General features: G+C 36.6%; 2 protein-coding genes. Both read left to right on the top strand.

Translation table 11 applies throughout. The features are described 5' to 3' along the window. The first annotated feature begins 385 nt into the window (after positions 1 to 385). Positions 386 to 1,165 (top strand): zinc ribbon domain-containing protein, encoded by a 780-nt coding sequence (locus BIZ39_RS21350; RefSeq protein ID WP_187448043.1) that lies wholly within the window; start codon positions 386 to 388, stop codon positions 1,163 to 1,165. Positions 1,166 to 1,491: 326 nt separating this feature from the next. Next, positions 1,492 to 1,872, top strand: a complete 381-nt coding sequence (locus BIZ39_RS21355) for a hypothetical protein (protein ID WP_187448044.1) — start codon at positions 1,492 to 1,494, stop codon at positions 1,870 to 1,872. Positions 1,873 to 2,096 lie beyond the last annotated feature (224 nt).

Consider the following 2,096-nt stretch of genomic DNA (forward strand, 5'->3'; position numbering starts at 1 on the left):
GTATTAATTCAGTCCTTCACCTTTACTTTTTTTGATGATATTGAAGTTACAATAGAGCCTTAGACAGCTATGAGCGTTTAGCGGACGTTGGACATAACTTTTGCGCAAGTCCGCTTCAGACAAGAAGCGGACGTTCAAAGCCGGATTTAGGGGCGGAAAAAGCTTGGCTAAAATTGACGTTAGCCAAGCTTTTTGCGTCCAATAATAAACCGATAGTTATAAATAGAAAGATGCTACGCTTTGATAGTAGCTCCGAATTCTTTTTGACTTTGCATACTTTAATATAGTTCTGAGTCAGGAGGAAAGTCGTCTGATAATAGTGGCATTGCTACCACTAACGAATAGTTGTAATGTAACTATAGAAGCATCAAAAAAGGGCATGGACGTGTTGTATATATTTTTTTGGTTGATATTTTCAATTTTATTAGCCTTATTCGCTGCAAGTCAGAATCGAAGTGGGATAGGCTGGTTTTTCGCATCTTTAATAATTTCGCCAATTATCAGTTTAATTATATTACTCGCTGTTGGAAAGAATGAGCCAGTAGTTAACTCTTCGGAGAGCATTCAACCGATATCAAATCGAAGCAACATCTCAAGCAAGCCAGATCCAATCCCAGAAACAAAAAATTGCCCATTCTGTGCTGAGACCATCAAGAAAGCTGCAATAGTATGTAGGTTTTGTGGTCACAGTCTAAGCGCTTCCCCCTTATCTGAAAATGAGTCTCTCACAATAGTTAAAGGCTCACCGGAAGAAAAGTTAGTTGAGGGAGTTATAACCAATAATTGGGGTAAAGTTAATTCAGCTATCATGCTAGGAGCGAATCTTTCAGTAAAAAAAGATGAAATGACAATTTATGAATTAGCTGAAAATCATTCAGACGAAAGTATTCAAACTTTACTCAAAAAGCATAAACCTGAAATAAGCGAATTCCCCCAACGGGAAGAGCAACCTAAAGCCCAAAAGATACCTTTTGAGTTAAAAAATACAAGTGAAGGAAAGTTAGTGGAAGGAATTTTAACCAGCAATTGGGGGAAAGTTAACTCTGCGTTAACGTTGGGGGCTGATATATCAATAACTTTTGAAAATAAGACAATGGCAGATTTGGCAAGAGAATATAAAGACCCTAGTATTATTGCACTCATAGAAAAACAGTTATGTTCCTGATTTTCTGAATCAATCTTTGATTTTTATCTTTAGATATGGAACTGCCCAACAGTGAGAACTGGCAGGGGTCAACAGACAAACAGAAGAAGTTCAGGCTTGTGACACCAGATTTCCGTCATTGGTCAGAAACGGGCATTATAAGTTTTGGTGAAAATCTTATTGCGGTGAATATTTCATTGTGTTTAAGATGAGAAAGCTAATTTATCTAAACAAGGAATCGTAAGATAATGCGGAATAGGTTTCTGAGCGCTACCAAGCATATCAAATTTGTTAAAGCTCTTTCCATAATTACATTTGTAATCTCACTACAGGGATGTAAGCCAGAAATGATGATGAGCACTCAAGAAAAATTTGAAGAAATTTGTACAAAGTCATTGTCTGAAGCGTTGACATCTTACGCGAAATTTAGTGGATGGTCTGTAGATAATATCAATTACTTCGATGTTGAATACACCTCTGATGTAGAAAAAAACGCGGAATACAAGACAGAACAGTTTTACACCTTCTCTCTACTAGGCAAAGGGGCACAAGTTAAAAATGGATTTGGTACGCTATCGAACTCTGTAGTCGAATGTGAAGGTACAACCTCGCTGATAAACGGAGAGTATTCGGTTCCTTCGCATACAATATCTGTAGCAGTAAAGTTGGATGGTAGACGCATTGACACCATGGGCCAATTAAGTGAGTTAAATAGTCTAATTAAATAGATGCAACCACTCACTATCAAAAGGTTTAGAACCATCATAATACTAACGCACTCACTTCCACCTTCGCAATTCAATATTAGTTAAGAGAATAAGGTTTTTTAACTATTCTCATAGTGAAAAATTGAAAGTTGAGTAAAACAAAAAATTATGCAAAAAATAAAAAAAAAAGACGTCAGGAACCTAACTATTTTCACTAGATAACCCGTCGAAGATCTTGATTTCAC

Origin of the sequence: Alteromonas sp. BZK5 (genome assembly GCF_014349115.1) — a bacterium.
Classification (GTDB): Bacteria; Pseudomonadota; Gammaproteobacteria; order Enterobacterales; family Alteromonadaceae; genus Alteromonas; species Alteromonas macleodii.

Bases quoted from the DNA above. Each gene is read 5' to 3' on its own strand.
- BIZ39_RS21355 (WP_187448044.1), top strand. From the start codon at position 1,492: ATGATGATGAGCACTCAAGAAAAATTTGAAGAAATTTGTACAAAGTCA.